Raw genomic sequence first — 16,931 nt, 5'->3', positions numbered from 1 at the left:
CGTTTTTAAATAGCGGGTCTTGTTAGGTCTAAGTCATTTTGCAAAGGCGGTTAGTCTAAGTTTTTCTTAAACCGTAATGACGCAATTAGCAGCCCCAATAAGGTAAAAAGTAATAACCAATAAACATCAAAGGTCATGTCAGTAAATTCCACATCTTTGAGGATAACCCCACGAATTAGTCGCATAAAATGCGTGGCGGGTAACGCTTCGGCAATGTATTGCGCCGTTTCTGGCATGCCTTCATAAGGAAACATGAACCCTGATAGCAATATGGAAGGCAGTAAGATGAATATGGTCATTTGCATTGATTGCAATTGATTGACGGCAATGGTTGAGATGACCAGCCCAAGCACTAGACTTGCTGCAATAAACAAAAGAGTGACACCAAATAAAGGCAGTAATCCGCCGTTTACTGGCACGTCAAAAACATAATATCCTAAGCCTAAAATGATCACCACTTGCACCAAACCGATAAAAATGTAGGGAATAATTTTACCTAGCATTAATTCGATGGGTTTAATTGGCGTGGTGATTAACATTTCCATATTGCCATGCTCACTCTCTCTAACAATGGCTGCAGAGGTGAACATAATCATGGTCATGGTGAGGATAATCCCTAGCAAGCCTGGCACTATATTGACCGCTGTCCGTTGTTCAGGGTTATAAAACAAGGTTACTTCAAAGGTTGGCGTTGAACGATTGACCGGCCGGCGCAGCAATTCAACCAAGGGCATGGAACGTAAACTTTTGATTGAACTGGCAATCATGGTGTCTGAACCGTCTACCACCCATTGCGCGACTGGGCGGCTCGTTTCCTCATCACTTGAGGCGGGTAACCCAAAACCAATACTAGCACTACGGGCTAAACGCTGACTAACGTCATGAGGAATAAATAAAATAGCCCGTACCTCTGTGCGTTCCATGGCCTTTTGCGCACTGTCAATGTCATCGTACTGCTCGGTAAATTCGACCACTTGAGTTGCTGAAACGGTTTGTACTAAAGCTCTGCTCAAGGCTGTCTGACTATGGTCAACTAGCGCCACTGGAATATGTCTAACATTGGTATTAATGGCGTAACCAAATAACAACAACTGCACCAATGGAATCATTATCACCATCCCAAAGGTCATTTTGTCGCGTTTTAATTGCGTCAACTCTTTAAAGAAAATAGCTTGGATGCGATACAGGCTAGTAATCATTGTCTGCCACCACCCGTGCAGGTAATAAATACATCTTCCAAACTTGGGCGTACCAAGTTGAGTTTGTCATTCGCAATTCCCGTGTGTTGCTGTAAATAACCGCGGGCATCATTTACTGAATCACTTACCAATACACGCAGTCTCGCGCCTAATTGAGCGGCGGTGATAACATTGGGGAGTGCTATGATTTGTTGTTTTAATTGACGGATACCTGCTGCTTCTATTTCTACCACATGCGCTGCCATGTCGTTCATTAACGCTTCAGGGCTACCATCTGCGCGCTTCAGACCATTTTCTAATATGGCCAGTTTATGGCAGCGTTCTGCTTCATCCATATAATGGGTTGAAACTAAAATACTGGTGCCTTGTTCACACAAATCAAACAACTGCTCCCAAAATTCACGACGGTTCTGAGGATCAACTGCAGACGTTGGCTCATCTAAAAAGAGTAATTGCGGTTTATGTAATGTTGCAGCCGCCAACGCTAGGCGTTGACGCTGTCCACCACTTAAATTTCCTGCTAACTGTTGTTGCTTTTGATCCAAACCATAAACAGATAACAATTCACTAATCCGTTGTTTTTGCGGCAAACCAGAAATGCCGTATATTTTGGCAATAAACTGCAGATTTTCTTTAACGGTTAGATTGTTATATAAAGAAAACTTTTGCGTCATGTAGCCCATTTTTAAGCGCAGTTTTTCGGCATTATGTGGCAGCTCCAAGCCCAATACTCTTACTTCTCCTGAGGTCGGTTTTAATAATCCTGTTAGCATTCTAATTGCGGTGGTTTTGCCACAACCATTTGGCCCTAAAAAACCGTAAATAGTGCTTTTTTCCACATTAAGATCGAGCTGATCAATCGCTTTTAAATCGCCAAAATGACGACTTAATTGTTTCGCCTGTATAACCCACTCAGGAGACGCTTTCATCGTCATGGAAGTTCAACTTGTACTGCAATACCATTGGGAAGATCTGCGTATTCAACGGGTAATTGTACTTCTGCTAAATACATCAAACGTGCTCGTTCTTCTTGATTTAATGCATAATAGGGCGTGAATGCCGCTTCTATCGAAATCCAGCGCACTGTGCCATTGATCGTCTCTGATAGGCCATCCACGTGAATTGGTAAAGTATCGCCAGCTTTTATTTTTACGCGATAGGGTTCTGGCACATAAATGCGCGCATAGGGCGCTTCACCCGCCAGCACAATAGCAACGGGACTGCCCATGGTGACTCTCTCACCTAAATTCCAAGGCAGGTTATCGAGTCGACCATCCCGAGTGGCAACAATGGTTAAATCTTCTAGTTTTTTGATTTCACTGGCCAGTGCGGCTTGCATTATGGCCAAGTTAGCTTTGCCCATTTCTAAATCTTCTGGACGTGTACCATTGGTAAGCAAAAGTAAGGCTTCTTCTGCTTCGTGCACAGCCGCAACATTTGCATCCCTAGTGGCGCGGGCCTGATCGACGTTTGCCTGACTGACTAACTTTTGGGAAATCAGGTTTTTAGCTCTAAGGTAAGCTGATTCACTTTCGGTTAATGCCGCTTGTGCACCTTCTAATTTTGCACTGGCAGAGGCAACTTCTTCTGGGCGTGCTCCATTTCTAAGTTTGTCTAAATTTGCTTGAGCTTCTGCTACAGACGCCTCTGCTTTAGCCACTGAGGCTCGTTGTTGACGATCATCTAATTGCACCAGTACATCGCCTTTTTTTACCAAAGTTCCTTGAGCAATAGGTAATCGAGTGACCACCTCATTAACAGTGGCTGTGTGAGCAATCCTGTTTCGCTCTAAGGTACCTAACGCAAGACCAGTTTTATGGTCTTGGCATCCACCGAGAAAAATTGAAAACAATAATATTGTGGTGACTAATATCGAGTTTAGCAGTGACTTTTTGTTTGCCACTGTGATTAACGGAAGTTGCAAAGTGTGCATTTGTTATCCCTGCAAGCGGTTAAGCTCATCATTAAAATGAGTGTATCGTTGAAATTTATGACGAGTACTCCAACAACTCGTGTGTGGACATTTGGCTTTTAAAAAAATATTTTGCCAATTCAGTTAGATTACACCTTAACTAATCGGCAATCTAGCAAACGCGCACTCTGGTGTATTTCAATATTCGCCAAATCCTTGATATGGTAGATAAAACTGTCCTAGCTAGTGCTAACTAAAAAACTTTAGGGAGAAATATTTTGGCGTTGCTCGATTACTCGATTGTGGGGATGTATTTGCTAGGCTTGTTGTTGATGGGGTTATTTTTCCGTCAACAGAAAAGTAGAGATGATTACTTTTTAGGCGGACGAAGCATTCCATGGCCGGCTTTGTCGTTATCGGTTATGGCAACGCAACTTTCAGCGGTTAGCTTTATCTCAGCTCCGGCTTTTGTCGGCTTGCGAGAAGGAGGTGGCTTAATTTGGTTGTCTTATGAATTGGCGCTGCCCGCTGCGGTCGCGTTAATGCTATGGCGATTGTTACCCTCATTACATAAGTCGGGTGTTGTGAGTGTATACGAATACCTTGAAAGACGCTTTTCTCGTTCCACCCGATTGCTCATCAGTTTGGTTTTCCAACTAAGTCGCTCAGTGGCAACGGCCATTATGATCTACGCAATTTCACTTATTTTGCAAGGCACAATGGGGATGGAGCAGTGGCATAGTATTGTGCTAATTGGTGTGATTACCTTAGTTTATTCGTCCATGGGGGGGATGAAGGCTGTTGTTTATGGTGATGCGCTGCAAATGATATTGATTTTTGGTGGTGCAATTACTTGTCTTTGGGTCGCTGTCGATCACGTTGGTGGGATGACGCAAGCGTTGGCTATTATAGAGCCTGAGCGATTAGTCGCAGTAAAACCAGATCAATTTGGTCTAGCGGGTAACGACTTTGGTTTGTTGCCTATGCTGTTCGGTGGTTTAGTGCTTTATGCATCTTACTATGGTTGTGATCAATCTGAAGCACAACGTTCGTTGTCAGCGCATAATTTGGGCGATCTGCGTAAAATGATGTTAACAGTGGCGGTTTGTCGTTTTCCAATTACCCTAGTGTATTGCGCTGCTGGCTTGGTTATTGGTGCTCTGGTTATGACAACACCTTCTTTGCAAGCGCAAATTCCAGCAGACAATCCGGATTGGATGATGCCAATTTTTATTATTAACTATTTGCCTAGTGGCATTATCGGATTGTTAGTCGTGGCTATTATGGCTGCTGCCATGTCTTCCCTCAGTTCTGCTGTAAATAGCTTAGCCGCGGTATCTGTCGAAGACTTGTGTCGTTTGTTTAAACATCAACCAAGCAATGAAAGCTATGTTCAATACGCCCGCTTAGCTGGGATCGGTTGGGGGTTAGTGACCCTATTTCTGTCGTTCATTGCCGGCGATATTGCACCGACAATTATTGAAGCCATAAATAAAATTGGTTCGGTATTTTATGGCCCAGTTTTAGCCATTTTCTTACTTGGTATTTACAGTAAAAAAATAGCCTCTTATGCAGCTAATACGGGGCTAGCCGCAGGGGTATTGGTGAACATGGGGTTATGGCTATTTGAAAGTCCTATATTTTGGTTTTGGTGGAATTTAACCGGTTTTTTGACCACCATCTTGGTCGGCTATTTGATGACTTTTATCACTAAGCCAACTGAGTCTCATCAGCCCAGTGTAAGATTACTATCATTGTCTAATGTTTTGATGTTAATAGGTTTAAGCGCTGGTTTAACCTTATTTTGTTTGTTTTTACCCTATCTTTTAGCAGCCTAGCATCCTAGCTGACTGATTAAACGGTTATTCAGCTATGCTTATCATGCAAGGGGGCGTTTTTACGTCTAAGCTGGAAAGAGTAAACAAACATTTTGTTAATTTGGCTTTAGTATTTACAAATAATTAAGGAATCGTTGGTATGGCAAGCCTAACGCTCAATATTAATAATCAACAACATCAGCTAGATATAGATCCAACTACCCCCTTATTGTGGGTATTACGTGATAATTTGCAGCTTGTTGGTACTAAATATGGTTGTGGGATTGCTATGTGCGGTGCTTGTACTGTGCATTTAAATGGCAATGCAGTGAAATCATGTCAGTTGCCCGTCTCTGCTGTGGGGGATAATTTGATTACCACAATTGAGGGTTTATCTGAACATGCAGATCATCCGGTACAAAAAGCATGGATTGAACACGATGTTGCCCAATGTGGTTATTGTCAGCCAGGACAAATTATGTCGGCAACAGCATTACTCAATAGTAACCCAAATCCCGATGATGCAGCGATTGAAGCAGGTATGAAGGGCAATGTGTGCCGATGCGCCACTTACTATCGTATTAAAGCGGCAATTAAAACTGCGGCCAAAGCGCAAAGGGAATCGTGATGAGTGAACAAAGCAAAACACAGACTGCGGAATTAGGCAAAGGCTCAGAACGCCGCACATTTTTGAAGGCCAGCTTGGCGGTGGGAGGCGGTTTGATGCTGAATTTTAGTTGGTTCGGCGCAAGCTTTGCCAGCGAAACAACCTCCCAAGGTGAAGGCAATCATGAATTTGAATTAAATGCCTATTTAACCATCAATACCGATGGTAGCGTTACCGCTTCAGTACCTAATCCCGAGTTTGGACAAAATCTGATGACCTCGATGCCGATGATTTTAGCCGACGAGTTGGACGTGGATTGGCGTTCAGTGTCAGCGGTTCAAGCGCCGTATAATGAATCTAGATATGAAAAACAATTTTCCGGGGGGAGTCAATCCATACGAGGGGCTTGGCAGAGTTTACGAATGGCAGGAGCCAGTGCTCGGGAAATGTTAAAACAAGCCGCGGCAAATCATTGGCAAGTGCCGGTTAATTCCATAAATACGGATAAAGGTCGCTTAATACATCAATCCAGTGGGCGAGAGCTAACTTATGCTGAAGTGGCATCGAGTGCGGCACAACTTGCAGTGCCGAAAAATGTTGAACTCAAAAAAAACAAGGACTTCTCACTGATAGGCGGGTCTCAAAAAAATCTCGTAGGTGAACAAATTGTTTCAGGTAAGCCTCTGTTCGGTATCGATTATTGCGCTGACAATATGCTGATTGCGATGATTGTGCATCCACCTGCTTTTGGCCAAGAACTCGAATCCTTTGATGAATCAAGTATTGTTAACATGCCAGGAATTGTAAACGTCTTTGCAATAACCTCGTTACCTGCAGATTACGTCAAAAATTATTTTGATGGCACGGCGTTTCCAAAGCTCGTAGCCATTGTCGGTCGAAGCACATGGCAGGTTATGAATGCCAAAAAAGCATTACAAACCCAATGGCGAAACTTATCTGACAAAACTGAAAAGGTAGATAATTTCGGCAATATCATGGATATAAAAGTGCCAGGTGGCCTTGAAAGTACTTCTTTACATGAAAAAGCGGTGAACGCGAGTTTCACTAAGAATATGCAGATTTTGCGTCAAGATGGCGATCCGGATGCTGCATTTTCCTCAGCCTTTAAGGTGATTGAAAGGGAATACTTTGCTCCTTATTTAGCTCATAACACCTTAGAACCGATGAATTTTTTTGCACATGTGACAGATCAAAAGGTCAAAGTCGCAGGCCCATTGCAAGGGCCCGTTTTTATCAAGAAGACCTTACAGCAAAGGTTGCAAGTTCCAGCTGAAAAAATTGAAATAGAAATGACAAGAATGGGCGGCGGCTTTGGACGGCGTGCATATTGTCATTATGTGGTTGAAGCGGCGTTAATTTCCAAACAAGTCAAAGCGCCTATAAAGTTAATCTATGCACGTGAAGATGACATGACAATGGGCATTTACCGTCCCACGTATACGATTAAGTTACGTGCTGCTTTGGACGAAAGTGAGCAACTGGTCGCTTATCACGTACAAGGTTCTGGTGTGCCTGAGCACTGTGTTCATCCCAACCGTTTTCCTGCAGGTGCAGTGCCTAATTATTTAGCGCAAGGTACAGCCGTTGATTCGAATATAACAGTAGGTGCATTCAGAGCGCCAGGCTCTAATTTTATGGCCAGTGCGGAACAATCTTTTCTAGATGAAGTCGCTGAAGCAGCTAATACAGATCCCATTGATTTCCGTTTGGCCTTGTTGGAAAAAGCAAAATCTAACCCTGTGGGAGAAAATAACGATTACGATCCAGTTCGTTACGCAGGTGTGTTGAATTTAGTTAGAGCAAAGTCAGGGTGGGACACATTAAGCAACAATATTAACAAAGGGGTAGCAGCATATTTTTGCCACAACTCCTATGCCGCACACGTTATTACGATGGCGCAATCCACTGACAAGGCGAGGGTAGAGAGTATCACCAGCGCGATTGATTGTGGCATTGTTGTCAATCTAGATAGCGCAAAGAATATGGTTGAGGGCGCAGTAATCGATGGGATCGGAAATGCCATGTATGGTGAAATGACCTTTACCGATGGTAAACCCGATAAACAAAACTTTGACCGCTATCGGATCATTCGTATGGATGAAACACCGGCTAAAATTGACGTGCACTTTGTCGATAGTTTGATTGATCCCACAGGGCTTGGAGAACCGCCATTTCCACCTATTTTTCCAGCACTGGCAAATGCACTTTATCAGTCGCTAGGTAAACGACTGTATCGCCAGCCTTTCATTGATTATATTTAAATTCTAAGAGCGAAAGTATCTGGACTATTCAAATGTTGGCGAGTTACATCTGTTTGGCATAAATACAAATAGAGCATTATTTACCGGTGTATGTGTAAAAAACACCTAAATACACTTCACCTGCATTTAACATAAACCGGAATACAAGGGCTGTGAGGAGAGTAAAGCTCATATTAAAAATGGCACGTTAATTGGATTTAGCATCCTTAAAGTATACAAACTTAAATACCTTGTTTTGAAGATGAATTCAAGGTGACGTTGTGAAAATACCGATAAGGATTGCTTATGAACACAAAAACCATTTCCTCTAAATTAACCACCAGTGCAGCGCTGTTACTGACGTTTTGTAGTCTCCTGTCAGCAGGGTGTGCAACGGTTCAGTCAACACCATTTGTGGCGGCCGAAGCATACGGTGAATTAGGTTTCAGCGACAAAAAACTCAGTGACGATCAATATCAAATCATCTTTAGTGGCAACGCAAAGACTGATAGCGTTACCGCCAAAGACTACGCTTTGCTGCATGCAGCGAACCTGACCATGGCTAAGGGTTTTGTCTGGTTTGAAATCATTCAAAGCGATACTGATGTTGAAACCAAAGAAGTAAAGACAGTGGTGCCCGATATGACAGCAAACCCAACAGCGACCTCTAGCTGTGGGGTTTTAGGCTGTACGATTACAAACGCATCTAATTATCAGGGAGGCACTATAATCTCAGAACGGGTAGCTGATAAAATCAGTGCCACCCTCGTCATCAAAATGGGCAATGAAAAACCGAGCAATCCAAACAAGGTGTTCGACGCACAGCAACTAGCGACTAACTTAGCCACCCTGAACTAAGCAAGCGTGTTAGTAAGATTTGTAGGGTAAGAACTTTCCTGACAGAACGATATTAACTCTATCTCCTGCAGGATTGTTTTCCCGTTGTATATCCATTGAAAAGTCTATGGCGCTCATAATTCCGTCACCAAATTCCTCGTGTATCAATGACTTAATTGTAGTGCCATAAACATTTACTAGCTCATAAAAACGATAAATTAATGGGTCAGTTGGCACGGTTTCAGGCAAAGAACCTTTGTATGGCACTACTTGTAGCCAAGCGACGGCATTCTCATCTAGATCAAACAGACTGCCTATTATTTGCGCTTGTTCAGCTGTGAATGTCATTTGCCCTAAACAACCTGCTGTTGTCCATTCTTTAGATTTACCTATTGCATCGGCTACTTGTTGCCAAGATATGCCGTTTTTCACTTTGTTTACTAATATTGCGGTTGTGACTTCTTCGCGACTTTTCATTGTAATGCCCTCAATTATTTAACAGATAGAATAAATAGATGTTTAATATTGCAAGTAGCGCACTTAACCATTGCCAAAAAAGCAGCGGACTACGTTCCAATAGCGGCGCTTTATTTTGTTGTAAAAACTGTGGGTTAGGGTGCCGTAAATCGTGGATAAACTCAGACAGCGCGTCGTAGCGTTTGTATGGGTCTACTTGCAATGCCTTACGTAAGCTTGCATCTACCCAGCTAGGTATATGTCTATGAGCATCTAAAACCGATTGATAATTTAACTTACGCTGTTGAGCAAAAGTACGTGTTTTGGCGACGTGAGTCTCATATGGATAGCGGCCACTTAGCATGTAATAGGTTAATACCGCTAATGAAAATAAATCAGAGCGTTGGGTTCCCACCTCACCTAAAAAATATTCTGGGGCCATATACAGTGCGGTGCCAGGAAAAGCGAGTTTGAGTTGTTTGTGGTCAAGCTCTTCAATGCCTGCCACCATGGTAGAGCCAAAATCGATGATTTTAACTGTACCATTTTGATCAATCATAATATTTTCAGGACGTATATCTTGGTGTAGCATCTCTAAGCGATGGAAAGCTTGTAAGCCCCGTCCTACCTGTTCAATTATATCTCTGACCGTGACCAAATCAGGGGTAGGGTTGTCGGTTAACCATTGTTGTAGAGATTGACCTTCAACAAATTCTGATAGTGTATATAGATAGTTTTTTGGGCGGTCAATGCTAGGGGCTTTTAACACGTGTACATTGTGAATACGACGAGATATCCACTCTTCCAAACAAAAACGTTCCAAATAGCCATCATCATCCTGTAAATCAACAGAAGGGGTTTTCAAAACAAGGGGCTGCCCAGTATCGATATCATTAACGAGATAAACGTGACTGCGGGCGGAATAATGTAATTGCCGAACAACATTAAACCCATCAAATTGGCAACCTGGATGCAATGGCGGAGGAAGTGGCATTTGTTCCACTAAATTGCTGACTGGACTGCTTGTTTCATTGCTAAGTTCTTGTATTTGCAGCAACTGCACGGTGATATTGTCGTTACTACCGTTTTCTAGTGCAGTATTGACTAAACGTTCAGCTAACCCATCGTTTACTAACCCATGGCTTGCTAATTGCGCTAATACAACGCTGGCATCAATAAAGTCATGGAAACCATCAGTGCACAGCAGCAAAATATCACCGGCTATCAAGCCAATCTGTTGATGATCAATTTCGATGCTATCGGCCATGCCTAAGGCGCGGCTGAGATAGCGCTGTCCTTCAGCGGCAATTTGCTGGTGGTCATTAGTGAGTTGTTCTATTGCACCTTGACGGCATAGGTAAATCCGTGAATCTCCCACATGGAACAGGTGCGCGTAAGTGCCTTTAATTACCACTGCAGCAAAAGTACACACATAACCTTTGTCGGGATCGTATCGGTATTCACTTTGTTTACTATGGGCAAACAACCACGCATTTATGGAAGTGATAACACGCTTAGCAGAGGTTTCTACTGACCACGCATCCGAGGTCGAATAGTAATCGTGAAGAAAACTATTCACCGCTGCCTGGCTGGCGATATGGCTTACTTGACTGCTACTTATACCATCAGCCAAAGCCGCAGCAAATCCATTTAATTGGGCTTGCATTGGCGTGGGTGAAGCAAAGCCACAAAAATCCTGATTGTTAACTTTTCGGCCAGCACTTGAGTACTGGCCGGTAACAATTTTAGTTGCTTGCATTTGGCGCAACAGTGCCAGACGCAATAGTTTCTGGAGAAACTTGAGCTACTTTTCGTTTCGAGCCAGTGCGAACATGAGTGGTATATAGTGTTAATCCAGTGAAGGCTAAACCACCGACAAGATTTCCTAATGCGGTTGGAATTTCATTCCAAATAAAGTAATCAACAACTGAAAATTCACCACCTAAAATCAGGCTGAATGGGAACAAAAACATGTTCACTACTGAATGCTCGAATCCCATAAAGAAGAACAAAAAGATAGGCATCCACATGGCGATTACCTTACCGCTTACATGGGTCGAAATCATTGCGCCCACTACGCCTAGAGATACCATCCAGTTACACAACATACCGCGAATAAATATAGTGAACCAACCCGCAGTACCATATTCAGCATAGCCTAGCGTTCTAGCTTCACCAATTGACGCTACTTTTTTACCGATGGCCCCTGGGTCAACATTAAAACCGTAGGTAAAAATAAATGCCATCATAAATGCAACGGTTAAAGCACCACCAAAGTTACCTAAAAATACCAATCCCCAATTACGTAATATGCCTTTTATGGTGACGCCAGGACGTTTATCGAGCCATGCTAATGGACATAAAACAAACACGCCAGTTAACAAATCAAACCCCATTAGATACAGCATGCAGAAGCCTACTGGGAATAAAATCGCGCCTAAAAGAAACATACCTGTTTGCACTGCAATAGTTATTGCAAATACCGCTGCTAATGCGAGTATTGCGCCAGCCATATAACCGCGAATAAGCGTATCGCGAGTGGACATAAATATTTTTGATTCGCCTGCATCGACCATTTTAGTGACGAATTCTGCTGGAAGTAAATAAGCCATAAGTACCCTCGTAAAATTAGTGTTCAAATTTAATTGTTGTTTCTCATGCCAATACATCTGGCTTGTCGTTTTCTACAGGCAAAAAAAAACGTTCAAATTCCTATACAGTGCATAGGAAGTTGAACGCCTTTGTTCGAATATTGTGACCGTAGACTCTTCGTTGAGTTACATTTTACTAAAAGCAAAAAATACGCCAAGAAATAAATCTATGTAAATCAATATTTTAGTTTTCTGAGACCCTGAGGCTTGAGTGTTATTGGTGCAATCACTCCCTGTTTTAAATCAAAGATTCACAAAAGACTATTAATCAAGGTGAGTAAAAAGCAAACACAATCTAGGTCGTATATTGCGCCATTTAATTACTTTTAGGTAACAGCAAACTGCTGAAAATGAAGCTTCCTAACTAATCCAATAACCATTTCATGGTGGGTAAATCTTCTCCATTTCGACACTTTTCGATGGCAGAGGGTAAGCGAGTTGCTGCATTGTACATGTAACCACTGAGTTGTTTGTTTGCGACAAATGGGCGCAAAAGTTGCTCGGCAGTTTCGAGGCTGATGCAAGCATCGGTTAATCTATCTACATCTCGATACATGTAGGCTAGAATCAAATGGGAAAATGCCCAGGTAGAATATTGGGAAGGTTCGGGTTTAGCTTCTGCCAAGCGCTTTTGCTCTGCAACTATATCAATTTGTTGGGAAATCGCTTGTTCAAAGTCACCCATTTCCGCCAACAATTGTGATTTTGCTTCGCGCATTTGCATGGCAAGACGGGTAATAGAAGCATCACCTTCTTGCAAGGTTTTCAGCTTTTCTGTGGTTGCTGTGGCTTTATCCAAAAATTCTACCGACTGCTTTTGGTCATGTAAATTTGCTGCTGCTCCATAGGCGATGTAATTTGTCCAAGACAATAAATAGAGCAACATAGGGTCGTTGGGCTGATTAGCTTCCAGTGCGCTTAGCCGACGGTCCGCTTCACGAAAATATTGAATTGCTTCAACATTATTCCTGTCAATAAAATCGGCCATGGCCAACCAATAGAAGCTGTAGGCTTGGTCTTGCTTTGCAATTGCACGTTTTTGCATCGCCTTAGGCCATTCTTGGGTATCTTCCCTTAATCGATTGGCATTTTCCCGTAAGTATTGAGAATCACCAGCCTGATCTGCCCTTTCTAAATCGGTATATAACAAATTTCGTTGGGCCAGATACCAAAGTTCACTTCTTTTGGGATGGGGGACTGATTCAAGTATTTTTCGGCCTTGGGCAATAGTCTTCTGTGCAGCTACTAAATCACTATCATCGTGAACTAAAATCATCCCTTGTGCTGCCATCAACTCTACTTTCGTGGCTTTTACATCGGGTAAGTTGGGCGCCGACGACAGCAGTTCATCCAACATCACTTGGGCTGTAGATAAGTTAACGCGAGAAATAGTCACATCACCCAAGTTAGGTTCGGCAGGCACGCCAAAAATACGCGCTAAACGAATATATCCTTGCGCCGTTTCAAGTTTGAGCTCAGCTGATGCATTTGCCTGTTTACTCAGGTTAGCCAGATATTGTTGTCCTCTATGGGCCAAATCAGCACGAATGCTGGTGTTTCCAGCCACGCGTTTTAAATTATCGTACAAATCAAAAATTTGGTACTTTGCCAATGCTCTAACGTCATCGAATCGAGCTTGCGCCTGCACTAAATTTTGTTCGGCACGTTGATATTGATATATTGAGGTTCCCAACGCTGATAAAATTGCCACCAGTGCCAGTCCTGCAATCATTGACGCTTTAGTATGACGCTTAATAAACTTGCTAAATTTATAGGTGTTCGAAGTGGAGTAGGCGGTTACTGGGAATTGCTGTAAGTAGTTTTCTAGTTCGACTATTAACGCATTTACTGTTTGAAAACGGTGCTGTGGTAGTGCGGCTGTTGCTTGATTAATGATTGCTTGCAGTTCTTTTGGGATGCTGCGTTGTTTAAAAATAGCTTCCAGCAATTTACCTAAAGAATAGATATCAACTAAGGTGTTATTACCGTCACCTGTTGCACGTTCAGGAGCGGCAAAGCCTGGGGTAAAACTCATACTTGCTAACGAACTTGAAGCGTCAACATTGTCACTTCGAGTCGATGTAGGTTTGGCGATACCAAAATCAATTAATTTTACTTCACCAGCTTTATCAACCAGTACGTTAGAGGGAGTAATATCTCGATGAATGATCAGGTTTTGGTGCGCATAACGAACTGCTTCACAAGCTTTTATCAATAGTTGAATGCGTCTCGAATCGCTTAAGTTTTGTTGTTCGCACCACTTGGTTAGCGGCAACCCGTCAATATATTCCATCATAAAATACGGCATTTTTTGCGGTGTTTGTCCACCGTCGTAAAGTCTGGCTATATTGGGATGGTTGAGTTGCGCTAGGGTTTGTCTTTCCCGTTCAAATCGTTCGATCAGTTTCTCAGGTAACGCCTTAGTGCGTATCACTTTAATGGCGACATCATGTTCAAAGTCACCGCTGTCACGTTTTCCTTTGTAAACTGCTCCCATACCACCTTGGCCAATTAATTTGATTATTTTGTAAGCACCAATTTTTTCGGGCATATCAATCGTATCGGAATCCACATCGACCTTTCCGGTATGCATTACATTTTCGGAAATCTCATCTTTTTCTAACAGCTGCAAGACCCGATTTCGCAATTTAGTATTTTTCCCTGTTTGCTCTGTTAGCCAATCACTGCGTTGTTCTTTAGGGATATCTAAAGAAGCTTCAAATAGTTGCATGGCTTGTAATTCAAATTGTGTTGATTCAGTGGTCATGGTTTTATCCCAGATAACGATCATTCGGGTTGCAATGGTTTTCAGTTTAAATCGTATATACAATTTAAATATTCGACATATATTACTGATTTTATTATTCTAAACTGAGCATCTATGAAATATATGCTATTTGGGTTTAGTTGCAATTGCTATTTAAGCAACCGTCTTTCGGAATAAACATGTCATCTTCTAGCTCTCATTCTAGCTCTAATACTGGCTCTGTTGAGCAAATGCTAGCTGCCTGGCGAGAGGGAGATATCAGCGCGCGCAACAGGCTTTTTGATGTGTTATACAACGAATTAACCCGCCTTTCTGCCTTTTGCCTAGAACGTGAAGGTGGTGTTTCTTTATCTGCCGGCGATCTGGTGCATGAAGCTGCTATTCGTCTAGTTAATCTCGAACAAATAAAATGGCAAGATAAAGCCCACTTTTTAGCATTTTCTGCGCAAATTATGCGTCGCGTTTTAGTCGACCATGCCCGTAAAAAATACGCAGATAAACGCTCTCACCAAAAAGTGACTTTACTCACTAACCATTCTGCAGACCATGATCGTGATGATACTTTTAGTTTGTGCTTGCTCGATGATGCCCTCAACAAATTGGCCAATATCGACAAGTCACGGGCGCAAATAGTTGAAATGCGTTATTTTGGCGGCGTGTCCATTGATGAAATCGCCGCCGTAATAGGCACATCCCCTTCAACAATCAAGCGTAACTGGCGTGCATCTCGTGCTTGGTTGTTGAACGAGCTTGATATGCAAGATCAGATACCCGATGCCGAAACGTAATTTCATCGGCTTAGCTGACTATAAGCTTACGCCTGGTGAAGAACAGCGCAATTCCTGATGCAAATAACAACAAGGACTCAGGTTCTGGGATCTGACTAGGATCGCCGTCATCTACAGGCAGTTTAGCTAATCCCATAAAATCACCTGAACTAGAATAAGCATCCACTCCATCGGCAAAATTCATGTTGAATGACGCTGTGTGTAAGAAATCTGCATCGTAGGCCTCTAATCCGTCTCCGTAATCTGAATTAACAATTACATTGGTAAAAGCAAAAATATCGTAAACCTCGTAATCTGATGCAATCTCCACTGACCCCAACGCACTGGTAAATAGATCGTAGAAACTACTTTCTGCCTCAGCGTCAATAGAATCATAGGCTGAACTATACTCGTACAAAACGGGCGAAGAATCGTTAAAACCAGGCACAAAGTTATTCCACGATACTTCACCTGCATTATAGACCGCAATGCCTACATCATAAAAAATACCAGGTGATGTATCTACGCCTGGAATCAATGGTGCGCCCGCATACACCTCTAAGAAGCCTTCGATATCAAAGCCCACATCCCAGCTACTTCCTGCTCCATTTTTAATGGTCACTCTTTCACCAAAACTACCAAAAGTTTGCAGTCCATCTAAAGTTGACCCATATTCAGAGGAGTACATCTTTACGGTACCTTCACTTAGGTTAACAGTGGATTCTGAATATCCCGAAACACCTTGGCTAAGGGTGGCTTCAGTTTCACTATTTACCCTAATCCCATCTATTATTTCCCCTGCGCTTACTCTAAGGGCAGGTCTAACAAAGTAAGACGGATCATCGATTATGACAGCAGATATTGCCGGTTGAATAGCACAGACACTAAACAGTACTGCACTGCTTGTTCTTATAATGTGTTTTCTAAGTTCCATTTTCTTTCCTAATGTAAATAAATTTGCCTACTTAGTTTCCTTGCAGTACTCCAGTGTTAAACAACACAAACCTGCAAACTTCGTTTTAGTAACAGATATATTAGCGATCGAAAAAACCGCTATTTTAAGTAGGCGTAATTTTGAGAATTTAAGGTCAAAATATGTGCATTTTTTTAATAAAGAGATGTTAAAGAAAAATTTAAAACGGAATAAATGGATTTTATTGATATCAAATAGCCCCATAATAAAATTGTTTTGTAGCCTATAAGCAACACTCGTAGTCGTTTTAAAATAACCATTTTTCACTGGTTAAATGAGAACGCTACAACACTTCATATTTATCCTAAAAATTTTTCGATTTGTTCGGTTAACGAGAACGTAGTTTAGAACCAGCAGTAGTAAGGCTTGCCAACTTATGGGGATTGTTTTTGAAGTATACATTTGCTCAAAATGTGATCTTTTTGGTCGTTATTAGGTTGCAATAAGTGATAAATCGCCTAATATTTAATCGTTGGCAGTTTTAGGTTTTACCGCTTTAGATATAGGATTTTGCATTTCCTTCCTGAATTTATCTCGTAGTTAATAGCGAGCATTAAGAAAAAATACCCAAGGGTATTGTGATCAATATTTTTTAAATAGCAGTCTAGCAAATCTGTTCAAGTCGAGAGCATATGGAGCCTCGTGTGAATTGGGTGAGCTCATTGATCGTGGCATTTAATTAAA

General features: G+C 42.1%; 13 protein-coding genes. 5 read left to right on the top strand and 8 right to left on the bottom strand.

What is annotated here, in order from left to right; translation table 11 throughout:
• Positions 1 to 50: 50 nt before the first annotated feature.
• Genes KO530_RS03500 through KO530_RS03490 form a run of 3 tightly spaced genes read right to left on the bottom strand, consistent with a single transcriptional unit; the run spans position 51 to position 3,132 of the window.
• Complete coding sequence (locus tag KO530_RS03500) at positions 51 to 1,199, bottom strand: ABC transporter permease (protein WP_216047012.1); 1,149 nt, start codon at positions 1,197 to 1,199, stop codon at positions 51 to 53.
• Entirely contained in the window at positions 1,196 to 2,134 is a 939-nt protein-coding gene (locus KO530_RS03495; protein WP_436792292.1) for an ATP-binding cassette domain-containing protein, read from the bottom strand. Before KO530_RS03495 ends, KO530_RS03500 begins: the two co-directional genes overlap by 4 nt.
• Positions 2,131 to 3,132 carry an HlyD family secretion protein gene (locus KO530_RS03490; protein ID WP_216047011.1) on the bottom strand — a complete coding sequence of 334 codons (1,002 nt, stop codon included), beginning with the start codon at positions 3,130 to 3,132 and terminating at the stop codon, positions 2,131 to 2,133. Before KO530_RS03490 ends, KO530_RS03495 begins: the two co-directional genes overlap by 4 nt.
• A gap of 257 nt (positions 3,133 to 3,389) precedes the next feature.
• On the opposite strand from KO530_RS03490, the gene KO530_RS03485 reads away from it, so the two are divergent.
• From KO530_RS03485 to KO530_RS03470, 4 genes are all read left to right on the top strand, one after another.
• Positions 3,390 to 4,949 (top strand): sodium:solute symporter family transporter, encoded by a 1,560-nt coding sequence (locus KO530_RS03485; protein WP_216047010.1) that lies wholly within the window; start codon positions 3,390 to 3,392, stop codon positions 4,947 to 4,949.
• A 139-nt stretch (positions 4,950 to 5,088) separates the two neighbouring features.
• A complete protein-coding gene (locus KO530_RS03480) occupies positions 5,089 to 5,556 on the top strand; it encodes a (2Fe-2S)-binding protein (RefSeq protein WP_216047009.1) in 468 nt (155 codons plus the stop codon).
• A complete protein-coding gene (locus KO530_RS03475) occupies positions 5,556 to 7,817 on the top strand; it encodes a xanthine dehydrogenase family protein molybdopterin-binding subunit (RefSeq protein ID WP_216047008.1) in 2,262 nt (753 codons plus the stop codon). The genes KO530_RS03480 and KO530_RS03475 overlap by 1 nt, the downstream gene beginning before the upstream one ends.
• A gap of 285 nt (positions 7,818 to 8,102) precedes the next feature.
• Positions 8,103 to 8,654 carry a CC0125/CC1285 family lipoprotein gene (locus KO530_RS03470; protein WP_216047007.1) on the top strand — a complete coding sequence of 184 codons (552 nt, stop codon included), beginning with the start codon at positions 8,103 to 8,105 and terminating at the stop codon, positions 8,652 to 8,654.
• 9 nt (positions 8,655 to 8,663) lie between these two features.
• On the opposite strand, the gene cynS is transcribed toward KO530_RS03470, so the two are convergent.
• From cynS to KO530_RS03450, 4 genes are all read right to left on the bottom strand, one after another.
• Complete coding sequence (gene cynS, locus KO530_RS03465) at positions 8,664 to 9,110, bottom strand: cyanase (protein WP_216047006.1); 447 nt, start codon at positions 9,108 to 9,110, stop codon at positions 8,664 to 8,666.
• A 10-nt stretch (positions 9,111 to 9,120) separates the two neighbouring features.
• On the bottom strand, positions 9,121 to 10,848 hold the full coding sequence (locus KO530_RS03460; protein ID WP_216047005.1) for a bifunctional protein-serine/threonine kinase/phosphatase: 1,728 nt from the start codon (positions 10,846 to 10,848) through the stop codon (positions 9,121 to 9,123).
• Positions 10,835 to 11,701 carry a formate/nitrite transporter family protein gene (locus KO530_RS03455; RefSeq protein ID WP_216047004.1) on the bottom strand — a complete coding sequence of 289 codons (867 nt, stop codon included), beginning with the start codon at positions 11,699 to 11,701 and terminating at the stop codon, positions 10,835 to 10,837. Before KO530_RS03455 ends, KO530_RS03460 begins: the two co-directional genes overlap by 14 nt.
• A gap of 403 nt (positions 11,702 to 12,104) precedes the next feature.
• Positions 12,105 to 14,507: a serine/threonine protein kinase gene (locus KO530_RS03450; protein WP_216047003.1), complete on the bottom strand. Its 2,403-nt coding sequence runs from the start codon at positions 14,505 to 14,507 to the stop codon at positions 12,105 to 12,107.
• Positions 14,508 to 14,686: 179 nt separating this feature from the next.
• Between KO530_RS03450 and KO530_RS03445 the strand changes: the two genes are divergently transcribed.
• Entirely contained in the window at positions 14,687 to 15,295 is a 609-nt protein-coding gene (locus tag KO530_RS03445; protein ID WP_216047002.1) for an ECF-type sigma factor, read from the top strand.
• Between the two features lie 10 nt (positions 15,296 to 15,305).
• On the opposite strand, the gene KO530_RS03440 is transcribed toward KO530_RS03445, so the two are convergent.
• On the bottom strand, positions 15,306 to 16,208 hold the full coding sequence (locus KO530_RS03440) for a PEP-CTERM sorting domain-containing protein (protein ID WP_216047001.1): 903 nt from the start codon (positions 16,206 to 16,208) through the stop codon (positions 15,306 to 15,308).
• Positions 16,209 to 16,931 lie beyond the last annotated feature (723 nt).

Source organism: Aliiglaciecola lipolytica (genome assembly GCF_018860635.1).
GTDB classification, from domain to species: domain Bacteria; phylum Pseudomonadota; class Gammaproteobacteria; order Enterobacterales; family Alteromonadaceae; genus Aliiglaciecola; species Aliiglaciecola lipolytica_A.
The sequence above is the reverse complement of the archived record's forward strand: the minus strand, read 5'-3'. Positions and strand labels throughout refer to the sequence as shown.

Excerpts from the sequence above, each read along its gene's own strand:
- KO530_RS03480 (WP_216047009.1), top strand. The coding sequence starts at position 5,089 with ATGGCAAGCCTAACGCTCAATATTAATAATCAACAACATCAGCTAGAT.
- KO530_RS03475 (WP_216047008.1), top strand. The coding sequence starts at position 5,556 with ATGAGTGAACAAAGCAAAACACAGACTGCGGAATTAGGCAAAGGCTCA.
- KO530_RS03490 (WP_216047011.1), bottom strand. The coding sequence starts at position 3,132 with ATGCACACTTTGCAACTTCCGTTAATCACAGTGGCAAACAAAAAGTCA.
- KO530_RS03445 (WP_216047002.1), top strand. The coding sequence starts at position 14,687 with ATGTCATCTTCTAGCTCTCATTCTAGCTCTAATACTGGCTCTGTTGAG.
- KO530_RS03470 (WP_216047007.1), top strand. The coding sequence starts at position 8,103 with ATGAACACAAAAACCATTTCCTCTAAATTAACCACCAGTGCAGCGCTG.
- KO530_RS03455 (WP_216047004.1), bottom strand. The coding sequence starts at position 11,701 with ATGGCTTATTTACTTCCAGCAGAATTCGTCACTAAAATGGTCGATGCA.
- KO530_RS03440 (WP_216047001.1), bottom strand. The coding sequence starts at position 16,208 with ATGGAACTTAGAAAACACATTATAAGAACAAGCAGTGCAGTACTGTTT.
- KO530_RS03460 (WP_216047005.1), bottom strand. The coding sequence starts at position 10,848 with ATGCAAGCAACTAAAATTGTTACCGGCCAGTACTCAAGTGCTGGCCGA.
- KO530_RS03495 (WP_436792292.1), bottom strand. The coding sequence starts at position 2,134 with ATGACGATGAAAGCGTCTCCTGAGTGGGTTATACAGGCGAAACAATTA.
- KO530_RS03450 (WP_216047003.1), bottom strand. The coding sequence starts at position 14,507 with ATGACCACTGAATCAACACAATTTGAATTACAAGCCATGCAACTATTT.
- KO530_RS03500 (WP_216047012.1), bottom strand. The coding sequence starts at position 1,199 with ATGATTACTAGCCTGTATCGCATCCAAGCTATTTTCTTTAAAGAGTTG.
- cynS (WP_216047006.1), bottom strand. The coding sequence starts at position 9,110 with ATGAAAAGTCGCGAAGAAGTCACAACCGCAATATTAGTAAACAAAGTG.